Source organism: Flavobacterium sp. GQ95, assembly GCF_059758655.1.
This window is the reverse complement of sequence record NZ_JCAXEB010000008.1, coordinates 18,239-30,620: the sequence shown is the minus strand read 5'-3', so window position 1 is coordinate 30,620 and position 12,382 is coordinate 18,239. Positions and strand designations below refer to the sequence as shown.

9 protein-coding genes are annotated in these 12,382 nt (G+C 32.0%); 6 read left to right on the top strand and 3 right to left on the bottom strand.

From position 1 onward, the window contains the following. Positions 1-224: 224 nt before the first annotated feature. From AC6CH4_RS15720 to AC6CH4_RS15710, 3 genes are all read right to left on the bottom strand, one after another. Positions 225-1,838, bottom strand: a complete 1,614-nt coding sequence (locus tag AC6CH4_RS15720) for a ligand-binding sensor domain-containing protein (protein ID WP_498104560.1) — start codon at positions 1,836-1,838, stop codon at positions 225-227. Between the two features lie 236 nt (positions 1,839-2,074). Continuing rightward, positions 2,075-2,254, bottom strand: coding sequence for a hypothetical protein (locus tag AC6CH4_RS15715; protein ID WP_498104558.1), 180 nt, complete (start codon positions 2,252-2,254; stop codon positions 2,075-2,077). A gap of 18 nt (positions 2,255-2,272) precedes the next feature. Further along, the gene (locus tag AC6CH4_RS15710; protein ID WP_498104556.1) at positions 2,273-2,899 is read right to left on the bottom strand and encodes a hypothetical protein; all 627 of its coding nucleotides are present in this window, start codon (positions 2,897-2,899) and stop codon (positions 2,273-2,275) included. A gap of 453 nt (positions 2,900-3,352) precedes the next feature. Here AC6CH4_RS15710 and AC6CH4_RS15705 point away from each other — a divergent pair, with 453 nt between their 5' ends. The 6 genes from AC6CH4_RS15705 to AC6CH4_RS15680 all read left to right on the top strand — a co-directional run bounded on the left by AC6CH4_RS15705 (position 3,353) and on the right by AC6CH4_RS15680 (position 12,319). Further along, positions 3,353-7,648 carry a hypothetical protein gene (locus AC6CH4_RS15705; protein ID WP_498104554.1) on the top strand — a complete coding sequence of 1,432 codons (4,296 nt, stop codon included), beginning with the start codon at positions 3,353-3,355 and terminating at the stop codon, positions 7,646-7,648. Then, a complete protein-coding gene (locus tag AC6CH4_RS15700; RefSeq protein ID WP_498104552.1) occupies positions 7,629-8,645 on the top strand; it encodes a hypothetical protein in 1,017 nt (338 codons plus the stop codon). The genes AC6CH4_RS15705 and AC6CH4_RS15700 overlap by 20 nt, the downstream gene beginning before the upstream one ends. 240 nt (positions 8,646-8,885) lie before the next feature. Next, positions 8,886-9,455: a Crp/Fnr family transcriptional regulator gene (locus tag AC6CH4_RS15695; RefSeq protein WP_498104550.1), complete on the top strand. Its 570-nt coding sequence runs from the start codon at positions 8,886-8,888 to the stop codon at positions 9,453-9,455. Positions 9,456-9,582: 127 nt separating this feature from the next. Continuing rightward, positions 9,583-10,377: a type 1 glutamine amidotransferase domain-containing protein gene (locus AC6CH4_RS15690; protein ID WP_498104548.1), complete on the top strand. Its 795-nt coding sequence runs from the start codon at positions 9,583-9,585 to the stop codon at positions 10,375-10,377. A 95-nt stretch (positions 10,378-10,472) separates the two neighbouring features. Continuing rightward, positions 10,473-10,784 carry a putative quinol monooxygenase gene (locus tag AC6CH4_RS15685; protein ID WP_498104546.1) on the top strand — a complete coding sequence of 104 codons (312 nt, stop codon included), beginning with the start codon at positions 10,473-10,475 and terminating at the stop codon, positions 10,782-10,784. A gap of 140 nt (positions 10,785-10,924) precedes the next feature. Beyond that, the gene (locus AC6CH4_RS15680; protein ID WP_498104544.1) at positions 10,925-12,319 is read left to right on the top strand and encodes an aldehyde dehydrogenase family protein; all 1,395 of its coding nucleotides are present in this window, start codon (positions 10,925-10,927) and stop codon (positions 12,317-12,319) included. The last annotated feature ends 63 nt before the right edge of the window (positions 12,320-12,382 follow it).

The window sequence follows — 12,382 nt, the reverse complement described above, 5'->3', positions numbered from 1 at the left end:
GTTGAAATTAGAGTATGAAAGCAGGGCGGAAAAGTCTAAAAAAAGAAAATATGCATCTCGTTTTATTAGAAAGTAATTGTTGTTAAAGTGTTATTTTATATGTTATTGAAAGTTTTTAGTAGCAATTTTTTGGTACTAAAATGAGATAATCAATAAATTAAAAGCCACCCTTAAAAGATTTTAGACATCGTTATATTTTTTTGTATTAAATGCATTCTTTCACGTTATGGATATATTTCTATTTCAACTCCATTTGCGGCTAGTTGTGAATCTATTAGCAAATTGGTGATTGTGTCAAAAGATTTTATTATAAATGAACTGCCTCCTAAAAAAGCTATCGAATAGTGTATACTGACATTGGTTTGAGCAATGTCGAAATATGTTTTATTTAAATCGACCTTTATTGGTAATGTTAATATATACATGCCTACAGAATTATAACTCAATATCACATCTCCCCCCAACTCGTTTACTATAACTCGAGTAAGAGGAGCACTTGTACCATCTTGAGTTAGTAAAGCTTTATACTTTTTTGGCTGTACAAGTAAGTCATCAAATGTTACATAATTTTCATAACTGAAAATGATGTCTCCATTTTCATTTGTAGTAAGTGGATAAGATTTAGGGAGTTTTTTTTTATATCTGTTAATAGTTTTAATGGTTGCAAAGAAAAACTCATCTTTATTCTCAGCAAATATACCAGTAGCAAAATCTAAGTAATTTGGTAGAATATCTCTAGTTCCATTTGTGTATACACGACTTACAGAATTTTCTAAAGGGTTTGATATAAATAAAGTGTTATCAGTAAAATATATTCTGGATCCCAGAGTATTAGTTCCATTAGGATAAGTATAAAATATATTTTGGTTTCCGTTAGAATCTATTTTATAAATATCTAATCCTATTCTTGTATTGAATATAAGACCTCCTTCATCATCAAATTCCAAAAAAGCAGAATCTTCAGCAATTATATCTCCGTAAGGAGTGTAGGACCCGTCCGTTACATCAATTTTATACAAAGGATAACCCATATTTTTACCACTAATGACATATAAAAATCCATCAAGATATTTCATACTTAAATTACTACAATCTCCAGTATTAAAAATTGTAAGATTGGAAATAGTATTACTTGAAATATTATATTTTACAACTCTATATGAATTGGCACATCCTAGAAAAATATTTTCACCATTAATGGCCATTGATCTATAATCGTTACCAGGTATGTAGCTCTCAACTGATATAACATTATCTGGAGTTATTTTGTATATATAGCCATTTGTAGAACAAGCATATAAGTCTAAATTGGGATGTTCTACTATTGATATAATGCCATTAGAAGGAAATCCAACGATAGGAATTGAAACTAAATCTTTTGATATTCTATTTATACTATCTCCAAAAGATGAAATGGAGTATATATATGTTAATCCTTTAAACAGGCCTGTTCCGTAGTGATTAGCTTGTGCAGTTGTTATTTCATTTTTTTCATTTTTTAAATTAGTAAGGGTTAAACCTGAATTATTTTCTATTCCAGAAGTTATCTCTGTTTTTTTATTAATTGATACTTTATCAGCATAATCTACTATACAGCTATTTTCTATGCCAGTACCATCTATTTTAATTTTTGGAATATTATTTGGGGTTCCTGTAATTAATTCCTCAAAAAGCTCACTTCTGGGAACAGATCTCACTTCATTATCTGTACCATAAACCAAAATATTGTCGTTTGGTTCTCCTTCGTGTACGGTATTTAGTTTTAAAGATTTATTAATTTGATAGGTACCTGCCGATGATTGTGTTTCGTTAGGTTGAATTTCTATATTTTCTTTCATCAGTTTTTTTAAATTAAATTATAAAGGGCTACTTGTGAGGTATTGTTTTTATAGCGACTTTCTTATGTCTGCAGTAATGAAAACTAAGTTTGCTTTCATGCATTTATCAAAGAAACATTCAGGATTATCAGATACTTATATTCTCTGACAATCTTGAATGTTTTGTTTAAAGAATAGGAGAGTTTCATGAATTTTGGCAACTATCTCCGTTCTTTGTTTTAGCTTAGAATATGATTTTAGTTTGCCACACCAGTTTTATTACCATCTTTACCGGCAATTAAACCCAAAGCAATACAAACACTTGTTATTTGCCCGCCAACTTCGGCTGTGATATATCCTAACGCAACGGAAACGGCAACACTTCCCACAATAATTCCGGCTACTGTGGTTTTCCAGTTTTTAATTATATTTTTCATTTTTTATAAGTTTAATGTTTAATCAGGGTTTTCTGAGTTTGGTATTATAAATTCTTCTGAATCGGTTAAACCACCAATCGTATCTGTTAATTTAATAATAGTACCAGGCATAAATTCAAGCCATGATACCCATGATTGTGGGTATTCGCCACTAGGCCATGCACTGGTAAATTCAGTATCTCCAGGTCTTTTATACATAATAAAAATTCCATTATAGGCACCGCAGCTATAAGACCTTTGTAATACTTCATCATTAAGTTCATAAGTAATTATGTCACCGTCGGCGCCAGAAGTAAATGATATAATTCTTCCAACTAAATTGTTTGCGTCAGTAAAACTGGTCATCAAACTCGTATCTCCACCGTAATAGGTTGCCTGACCCAGAAAATTACCTTCACAATATCCTGTTACAGTATCACCGATTTCTAATTCATTAGCTGTATTTGGACTAACTTTAAAAACTATAAACTGTCCGGACGGAATAATTTTATCTCCAGCTAATTGCTCAATCCCTTCAATATCTTCTGCTGGTACTTTTTCGCTTTTATGCCTGAAAGAATCCCAAGTGTCCGAAAATTGAGATTGTGTGGGTTTCAACCCTGTTCTAAACCAGCTTTTTATGGTATTTAATGTTCTTATTGCCATATTTTTTCTTTTTTAATTATGTAAGTAACTTTTAATAAACTCGATCTTTTTTGATGTCATCTCTATAATGAATACGATTTTTATTTTCATAGAGCAGGGTTAAATTTTCTGGTAGAAATATCTTTTCTAAATGCTTGATTCATAAAAAAATGAAAAGTACTCTTGTCCGGTATTTTCGGCATTTTGCTGATGCCAATTGATACTACATAATCCATAATGGTTATTGTTTTTAAAATGATTAATAAATGGTGTTGAGGTTGTTTTTTTGGAAAATAGAAAGAGAGATTCACAAATCATTATTGCGATAAAACGTCACTTCTATTTGATATTTGAGGGTGTAAAAGTAAGACTGAAGAATAGAAAATGAACACAAAAAAGCCTGCTGTTTTCAGTAGTTTCAGCAAAAAGGAAACCTACTGAAACTACTGAATACAAGTGGTTTGAAATTTTAAAATGACACATATCGATAGTACTTTTACACTCAGAAAAAATAGTCTAGCGATGAGTAAAAATGCAATTCACAATTTCAATCTTTCAATAAAAAATGGTGCTGATATAAAAAGCTCAGAACACTTAACAGAAGCTATCCTAAAAGAGTTAGCCAAAGTTTCAAAAGAAATGAGTCAGCAAAAAGATATAGTGCAAGTATGGCAGGAGCAGCAAACTCTAAATACTGCTGCTATTGTTAACAATTCTGGTACCTCAATCGGAGAAGGCGTTACCAATACCACTGCTGAAAAAAGCGAAAAACAAATAGCGGTAAGCACTACTTCTTCGGTTACTGAGGGAACAATAGCAAACCTCACTGTCTCAACTGAAGGAGGCACCAACGGCGCACCAGAGCTGCTTGGTACTACTTCTTCAGTTTCGGAGACAAGAACATCAACTTTGAACGCTTCAATCGGAGAAGGCGTTGCTGATACCATTGGTGGAACGACAATGAGTTTCCCCACATCAGCCAACACTACTTCTCCGATCTCAGGGGCAGAAGAAAATGCGTCAGGATTAAGTGTCGGCATAACGACGCAAACCTATGCAAATGTGGCAGCTCAGCAAACTTTAACAGTTCCTCAAATGCTTCAGACAAATAGTGGTGAACCAACTATCGAAGTTGTAAGAGCAGAAATTAAAAAGAAGTTAGCTGTAGCTATTATTGCAAGCGATTCTGTCGCAATAGCGTATTGGATTAGCATTTCTAAAGCTTTTGATGAAGGGGCAACAGTTCAGGATTTTGATGGTCAGCCAAATAATATGTTGTTTACAGAAATGTACGTCATCCTGAAAAAATCAAATTCGGTTATTCAAAGCCAAAATTTTAATTGGGAGATCATTCGCGAAAAAATGGTTGAGTCAATTGATAATAACATACTGAGCGGGAAAATTTCTAGAGGAAGTAAAAGCCGTTGGGAAATAATCAAAAAACAATTAAACGATGATTCAATCAATGTAGCTAATCTCTTTGAGCAGTATGACGAACTTTTTTTATTGCTAAAAGAAGTGGAAGGGTTGGATGCGTTACCAAATACCATTACAATAACTACCAAAACCAAAATATACCCTAACCTAAGCGCAGATAACCTATATGCAAATATTGGAAAAGAGGCTGTTTACGTATTCCTGAAAGAAATAAATAACGAAGAGGTTCAGGGAAGTACAGTAAATAAAGGTGCTGTAAAAATTAAAAATACAGAAGCAACTTCTTTTATTGTTGGAGAAAGTCTTGAATTTTTCCTTGACGAAAACTTTATAAAACAAAATATATTTCAAAAACAAAATATCAACTGGGTAGTTTATAATAGCAAAAAGAAAAATGACAAAGAAACTATTTTTATAAATGAAGGGACCTCGTTTAGTTACAATTTTGATACAGCAGGGACTTATAAAGTTGAAGCTTATGGAAACAAGCCTGGATCAAATACTAAGAAAAATGTGGGGTTATCAGCTTTTGTAGAGCTGAAAATAATTGCACAGGAAATTGTAATTGCATCTTCCGGGATTACTAAAGATGGACTTACAAGAGCATCTGCAACAGAGCAATTGTTTACAGTAGCCTTAAAAAATCCTGAAGTAAAAATATTAAATCCATTAAAACTTTATTATCAGGTCGAAAGTAAAACTGTTAATAAAATAACTGTAATTTCAGAAGAACAAGAATTGGATTCAACAGGTATTGTAAAATTTTCAATGCCAAATTTGGGAGAATATTGCATTAAAGTAACCAGTAAAGATCAATACAACCTGAGTAAAGAACATAGTATCAACGTAATTAAAAACTTTGTTAGTAGTATAGATAAAGTGAACGACAATGTTGAAAATGATGTTTATTTATATAGCAAAACAAATCGAAATGCCATATTTAAGGCTAAAACCTTTAAGATCGAACCAGCTACGCCACAGGAAAAAGAAAATGTAAAATGGCTCGTTTACGATAAAAAGGGTAATTTATATGTACCAGATGGTTTGAAATTACAAATCGAAAATAGTGATCCTGAAAAACCTTATTTATTTAAAGGTGAATCTTTCATTTTTCCTATTCCTAAAAAAGAAGGCGAATTTACAATTGAGGCGTATAGTAACATTAAACAAGGACTTAAATCGAAGTCAGTTAGAAAAATAGATGTAAAACACCCACAAGTAACCGAAGCTTTTTGGACTTACAATGATGGCGGTAAAAAGAAAACATCTGGTTTTGCCGGAGAGGTTAATCATATTAAAGCAAGCATTCCGGGATATATCAATCAACAGGTGAGAATTAAATTCTTCTTAAATGAAAGTAAAGTTGCCAATTATTACAACGATACTAAAACCAATGCCAATGGTGAAATAAATAAAATCTTAAAATTTGATGCCAATTTGCAGAAGCATTTTGGAATTAAAAATGGCAAAACTGCTAAAATTAGATTCGAACTGGAAGGAATCCAAAACGGAAACGAGTCATACGTATTTAAGCAAAATACCAATTTTTATAATGAAGCAATATTAAATGTTACGACCGGTGCAAAAATAACTGACGCTTATTTTATTTATGATGGCAATCGTGTAAATCCATTTACCCAAGTACCCTATGGTGCGAAAGTAACAGGAGTTGTTAAAACCTTAAATATGGTTGGTAAAGAGGTGAAATTAAAAATCTACAAAGATGTTCATCGTGCCAAACATACTGCTAAAGCTATTGTAGATAGTGAAGGAGTTGCAGTTATTAATTTTACTTTGGATAAAAAATGGAAGGAAATAACCCCATTATTAGGATTTGGGGATGTATTTTATATTGGAATGGAGGGTGTTGAATCTAAAATTTCTTTACAGAATGGGATGAATGCTGTTGTTGTGAATGGTATAAATCCAATTAAAGATAAAAAAGAAATACTTGATGAAAATAATCCACAATTGATTTGGGGATCTAAAGTAAGCAAAGAATTTAGAGTTAAAGTTGTTGAAATTTGTAAGAGACTTTGGCCGAAAAATACAATGGAAATGGCAAATGGTTTGATGGCTGTAATGAACAGAGAAACGGGAGGTAATTTTGCTCCAAATCAAATAGAAGGTAAGTCATTAATTCCAAAAGGTCAGATAACTAAAAAATCATTTGATAAATATATAAAAGGAAAAAAATATTCTAGAGCAGTAGGTTTAATTCAATTTACGCAGAATGCACTTAACAGTATGGGAGAATACAAAGAAGGAGGACTTGATGTACTCAACGAATTAAAGCTCAAGTATGCTAATATGACTCAATTGGAGCAATTGGATAAAGTTGAAAAGTATATGAATAAGGTAGCAGTTTTTCCGAAAATTCCTGAGGATATCTACGTGGCTGTTTTTGCTCCTGCTTATGTTGGAAAAGCTCTGGATAAAACAATGTATAAATTAGGAACAGCAGATTATAGTGAGAATGCTAGCTTAGATGTTGATGAAACAAAGAATGGGATACAAATGAAAGAATTAATCACTGAATATTACACAAGTTTACATGAAGGTGTATATAGTAAAAATACTATTTTGATGAATAATTCTTATAAATTAGTAATGAGTAATCCAAGAGAAATACTAAATTTGGACACTTCATTGACGTTTTGCTATTTTAGTGCTGTTCAAATAAAAGAGATCAGGAAGTCTATTGATAAGTTGGATAATAATGTAGATAAAATAAAAGCTTACCGTATTCTGCAATATTTCGTAGAGTATAATAGCCAAAGGGATGCTACATACAACAGCTTAGCTGACACAATGTGTAATGTAGTTAGCGAATCTATTGCATTGCAGTATTTAGGTCAAATAAATCCCGCTCCAGATCCTAATATGAAGATGGAAGATTTCATGATGGTAATGATTAAAGATATTCTTAAAAAAGGAGATGACAGTAGATTTGAGGCGGCTACCAGAGTAAAAATAGCTAATCAGCTCGGAATTAAAGGTGGGTTCGAAGGTGTAGGTAAAATATTTGACAAAAACATTCATAAAAAACTATTAGAAGATAAATTAAATAAGGGATATGGTGTATGCATGTCTTTATTGGGGCATATAGTAAGAGTGGTAGACGTTAATGATATTGGAATAATAGTTGATGATCCATATGGAAGAATACAGAGTTTTAAGATAAGAAAAGAAAAAGGAGACAAAGGAGGTTATACTGGAGGAAAGAATTCCTCAGATAATTCGGTGCTAAGAGGAGAGTCAAACCTTTGGCTGTGGCAACAACTTAAAGATGATAAAATTAAATTTAATTATTATGAATGGTATTATTTGTAGAATAACAATTATTTGCACATTGTTTTTTATTTTAGGATGCAAAAAAGAAACTATAAAAAAAGAAGTAAAAACAGATGAGTTAAGTATCAATGATATAAAATTACTTACGCTCCAAGATACGTTACGACTTGATTCTGAAGGTGGTGATCTTGGAGAAGATATTGACTTTGGTAAAAATGAATCTCGTTATAAATCATTATTACTTAATAAAATAGTTTTAGATAAAGAGGCTTCTGAGCAATTTAAAAAACTTGGATATAATGATGAAAAATCATTTGAATGGATAAAAATTAAGAAAAGAATTATTCTGCAGCCAAATTATAATACCGTAATACTTTCAACACTTGAATCAGTTTATACATTGTTAAACTATAATTCAAAAGGAGAATTAATTGATTTTCTAGACTTGTCAAAGTATAATCAACAAATTTGCCAATGCACTTCTAAAGTTTATATAGATAAAAATGGTATTATTCATTGTCGTATTGGATCCGGTGAACCTTTTTATCCATTTGTTAATTATAAAGTAAATAATAAAGGGAAATTTGAAATTGTTAATCAATATACTCCTCCAAACGAAGAAAAAATGTCATCCTCAGAAAGACTTGATTATATTATAAAAAAGACAACTATTCTAAATGATGATATAGACTTGAAATCTTATTTACAATCAGATGAGTTCGATTCATCAAACACTACATTTGTAGATGAAAAAGATATTCAGAATGTTTTGTTTTCAAAAAATAAATCTGTTAAGCTTTATAAATTATTTTCAGACTCTATTAATGAATATACAAAAAGTGTTAAAAGCTTGAATGTTTTAGGAAAAATATTAAATAACGATAAAATTTTACTGATTTGTAATTTAAAGCAGGCTGATGAACTTTGTGTAATATTCATACTGAATAAAACAAACGAAATTACTGATTTTAGAATTTATAATACCGATGGTGTTCCAGCAAAAGCAGATATATTAGAACTAATATCGGAGAATTAAATGTTAAAGAAAGAGAAATATGTTTTTTAAAGAAATTTAAATTCAGATTTGGATATCCATTAAAAACTACCATAATCAGGTAGTTTTTTTGCTTTAAAGGGGGCTTTATTTTAGTACAAAAATCATAAAAAATGAATGTATTAAAACAATACAGGAATCTTTCCAAAAGGAACTAAGTAAAATTCCAAATTTTATTAAACACCAATAAATCTTTTATCTTTGGTTTGGTAAAAGACAATTATGGAAAAGCTTAGAAAGCATATTGAAGAAATTATACCAATCACAGATGAAGAGTTTGAATCTATCAAACCCTTTTTTACAATAAGAAGGGTATTAAAGAATCAGTATCTGGTTCAGCAAGGTGATGATGCCAGGTATGAATATATCATTATGAGTGGAATTTTCAGGGTCTTTTATCTGGATGAAGAAGGAAAAGAACACATCGTACAATTTGCAACTGAAAATTGGTGGATGTCTGATTATATGGCCTACTTCAATCAAAAGCAGGCAAACTTATACGTGGTATGTATGGAAGCAGGAGAAGTTTTATGTTTAACACTTGAAGGCAGAGAAAAACTTTCGGCTATTCTGCATAAGATGGAGCATTTTTTTAGAATAAAACTCACCAAAGGTTATATTGCCCTTCAACAAAGAATTATATCCCTGCTTTCCAATAATCCGCAACAGCGATATAAAGAATTCGCAGATCTTTATCCAAGTTTAATGCAAAAAATCCCCAAAAAATATATTGCAGAATATTTGGGAGTCAGCCGCGAAACCCTTAGCAGGCTTTACTCCAACAATAAATAACATAGCCATTAATTCTCAAAGTGTGATTTTCATCACACTTTTTTTGTGACTTTCCTCCTCGTATTGAGGGGGAGGGCTGGTATAAATTTGCCTTATAAATAATCATTAACCAATAAAATTTATAGAAATGAAAAGACTTATGATTTTAACCCTGGCAATTGCTTTTTTTTCTTCTAATGCACAAAGTAAGAAAGAAAACACATCAGTAAAACAACAAACAAACCTTAAAAATGAATCCACAATGAAAAAGAAAATTTTAATTATTGTGTCAAATGCCAATGCAATTGGACCAAACAACAGAAGAACAGGAACCTTTCTTCCTGAAGTTGCACACCCTTATGCCGAATTCGACAAAGCAAATTATCAAATAGATTTTGCCAGCTTAACCGGTGATACTCCTTATTTAGACGCTCTTAATTTGGCAAATGATCCTGATAACCTTGCTTTTCTAACAGGCAAAGGATGGGAAACTATGCAAAAAGCAGTTAAACTATCTAATGTTGAGGTTAGTAAATACGATGCTGTTTTTGTTCCCGGCGGATTAGCTCCAATGGTTGATATGCCGGAAAATGAGCTTCTTAAAAAAGTAATTAAAGAAACTTATGAGCGAAATGCAGTTGTAGGAGCTGTCTGTCACGGTCCGGTATCGCTATTAAATGTAAAACTAAGCAACGGATCGTATCTGGTAAAGGGCAAAAACATAACATCATTTACAGATGAAGAAGAAAGAGGGTATGCTATAGCCGATGTGCCTTTTTTATTAGAAACTGCCTTAACCAAACAAGGTGCAAAATTTCACGCTGCTGCAGTATGGTCAGCACACAGTATTGCAGATGGTAATTTGGTTACGGGACAAAATCCTGCTTCGGCTAAAGGTGTAGCTGAAAAAATGATTGTCATTTTAGAATCTCCCAAAAAGTAAATGATTGAATGATATCGACCTTCTCCAAAAGAAAGATGAAGGTCAATATCATTTATCCCTGAGAATTGAACTTACATTAATTAAAAAAGAATAAAATGAAAAAAAATCAAAATCCAGTTCATGTTTTTGCAACATGGAAAGTAAAAGAAGGTCAGTTTGAAAACGTTTTACAGTTGCTAAAAACAGTACATGATGAGAGCATAAAAGAAAATGGAAATTTGTTCTATAAAATTCATCAAAGTAATTCAGATTTGAATACAATAGTATTATTTGAAGGATATAGCAATGAAGCTACTGTTGCAGAACATCGAAATTCTCGACATTTTCAAGATTTGGTTTTAGGGAAAATTGTCCCATTACTGGATGACAGACAGATTGTTTTAACCACACCTTTAGCTTATTTATAATACAGTTAATTTTTTCATATTATTGAATATCAGGTTGTAATCATCAATAAATTGAGCTAAATTTAAAGGACGAATCATGATAAACTGACTTCAAAATAGTACTGTCATGATTTTTAAGTTTATACATTAAAAAAACATTTATGGAAAAGACCACAAAAATAATATTCCCATATGATCAAAGTCTGGTAAAAGAGCTGCCGCTTGTAACTAAAAAGGATATTGACAACGCCTTAAATACAGCTTACAATTTATTTATTGATCAGTCCAACTGGATTCCGGCTTTCAAAAGAATTGAGATACTTGAAAGAGCAGCTTCAATAATGAATAGCAGAAGTGAAGAATTAATACATTTAGCGATAAGTGAAGGAGGCAAACCGTATAAAGATTCAAAAGCAGAAATACTTAGAGCGATCAAAGGAGTAAAGTTGGCAGCAGAACATATCGCACAAATAAAAGGGGAACAAATCCCTATGGGACTTACTGAAGCTTCTTTAAACAGAATTGCTTTTACTTCAAAAGAACCAATTGGAGTTGTAGTTGCTGTTAGTGCATTTAATCATCCGTTAAATTTGGCTGTACATCAAATCGCTACCGCAGTTGCTGCCGGTTGCCCGGTTATATTTAAGCCATCAAGCAATACACCATTATCAGGGCTTGCGCTTGCGGATATTTTAAAAGAATCCGGATTGCCTGAAGGATGGCTGCAAGTGGTGTTGTGTGATAATGAAACTGCGGAATTATTGGTTACAGATTCGAGAGTTCATTTTTTCTCTTTCATTGGTTCAGCAAAAGTAGGCTGGTCTTTAAAAAATAAACTGGCTCCGGGAACCAGATGTGCATTAGAGCATGGCGGTGCAGCGCCGGTAATTGTAGAAAGTGATGCCGATTTTAGTGAAATGATTCCTGATTTGGTAAAAGGGGGATTTTATCATGCAGGTCAGGTTTGTGTCTCCGTTCAGAAAGTTTATGTAAATCAGGAAATTTGTGACCGTTTTCTAGAACAGTTTGCTGAAGCAACTAATAAATTAATTGTTGGAAATCCGTTTGATGAAACTACAGATGTTGGTTCACTTATTACACCAAAAGAAGTTAGCCGAGTCGAAGAATGGGTTAACGAAGCCATTGAAGAAGGAGCTAAACTAATTACCGGAGGAAAAAGAATTTCAGATACTTGTTTCGAACCGACAATTTTGTTTAATCCATCTGAAGATTCTAAAGTATCTACTAATGAAATTTTCGGCCCTGTTGTTTGTATATATCCTTTTACAGATCGCAGTGAAGCAATAAAAAGAGCAAATACTTTGGATGTTCATTTTCAGGCTGCCGTTTTTACCAAAAACCTGGATGTCGCATTAGATACAGTAAAAAAATTAAATGCCACCGCAGTTATGGTTAATGATAACACTGCCTTTAGGGTAGACTGGATGCCTTTTGGCGGAAGGGATTCTTCGGGTTTAGGAATGGGTGGAATTTCATATACTATAAACGATATGACACGAGAAAAATTAACCGTTTTTAAAAGTAAATATTTATAAGATAAAATCTCATTAACAGAATAATAAAAGTAAAGGTTTTTCTATGATATTGAAGGTAAAAAG

Coding starts and splice junctions, on each gene's coding strand:
- AC6CH4_RS15720 (WP_498104560.1), bottom strand. CDS start 1,838: ATGAAAGAAAATATAGAAATTCAACCTAACGAAACACAATCATCGGCA.
- AC6CH4_RS15715 (WP_498104558.1), bottom strand. CDS start 2,254: ATGAAAAATATAATTAAAAACTGGAAAACCACAGTAGCCGGAATTATT.
- AC6CH4_RS15710 (WP_498104556.1), bottom strand. CDS start 2,899: ATGGCAATAAGAACATTAAATACCATAAAAAGCTGGTTTAGAACAGGG.
- AC6CH4_RS15705 (WP_498104554.1), top strand. CDS start 3,353: ATGACACATATCGATAGTACTTTTACACTCAGAAAAAATAGTCTAGCG.
- AC6CH4_RS15700 (WP_498104552.1), top strand. CDS start 7,629: ATGAATGGTATTATTTGTAGAATAACAATTATTTGCACATTGTTTTTT.
- AC6CH4_RS15695 (WP_498104550.1), top strand. CDS start 8,886: ATGGAAAAGCTTAGAAAGCATATTGAAGAAATTATACCAATCACAGAT.
- AC6CH4_RS15690 (WP_498104548.1), top strand. CDS start 9,583: ATGAAAAGACTTATGATTTTAACCCTGGCAATTGCTTTTTTTTCTTCT.
- AC6CH4_RS15685 (WP_498104546.1), top strand. CDS start 10,473: ATGAAAAAAAATCAAAATCCAGTTCATGTTTTTGCAACATGGAAAGTA.
- AC6CH4_RS15680 (WP_498104544.1), top strand. CDS start 10,925: ATGGAAAAGACCACAAAAATAATATTCCCATATGATCAAAGTCTGGTA.